The following is an 811-nucleotide window of genomic DNA, read 5'->3' on the forward strand; positions in this document are numbered from 1 at the left end:
AGCTGTCGGCATCACCGGCGCTGGCGCCATTGGTGAAGGTCACCTGGGTCTCGCCCGGATCCGTGTAGTCGCCGTCGGCCGGGCTGGACAGATCGATCGAGGTGTTGGTGCCGAAGCCGAGCGAGGCCGCCAGCGAGGTCTGCTGGGTGGTCGCCGTGTTGCCGTCGCCGCCCACGTCAACGATCGACAGGTTGATGGTCTCGGCGTCCGAACCGGTGATCTTGAACTTGCCGGCATCGGTGACCTCGGCGGTGGCAACGCCGGAGGCGTTGATCACGTCGAGGACGTCCTGAACGGTCGACACCGCGCCCGAACCGTCCACCTTCTGCGTCGTGCCGACGGTGACCTGGATCTGGGCCACCGCACCATTCGTGGTGTTGGTGGTCTGCAGGGTGATCGTGTCGCCGTTGGAGAAGCCGAGGTTGGACAGGGTCTGGCGGCGCGCCTGATCCTGGATCGATTCGCCCGAGATCGGGGTCAGGCCGTTGGTCGAGATCGAGGACGAGCTTTCCACCACGGTGCCGGAGCCGGCGGAGCCGTCCTGCAGCGCCTGGCGGGCGGTCGACTGGGCACTCTGCACCAGCTTGGTGATGGCGGTGATACCGTTGTCGGCGGCCTCGATCGTCTTGATCGCGTTGCCGATACCGTCGAGCAGGTTGGTCAGGTCCTTGGCGCGGGCCGACAGCGACTGCGAGGTGAAGAAGTTGGTCGGGTTGTCGAGGGCCGAGTTGACCTTCTTGCCGGTGGCAAGGCGGTTCTGGGTGGTGGCCATCATGTCGGCGGTGCTCTGCAGCGTCAGCAGGTTCTGGCG

The 811-nt window shown here is 66.2% G+C and carries 1 pseudogene; it reads right to left on the reverse strand.

Annotation, left to right across the window (positions count from 1 at the left end):
* Positions 1 to 811, reverse strand: a pseudogene (locus TSB10P1A_RS22620) (flagellar hook protein); the annotation flags it as partial.

Source organism: Stappia sp. TSB10P1A (assembly GCF_900185725.1).
In the GTDB taxonomy this organism is placed as follows: Bacteria; Pseudomonadota; Alphaproteobacteria; order Rhizobiales; family Stappiaceae; genus Stappia.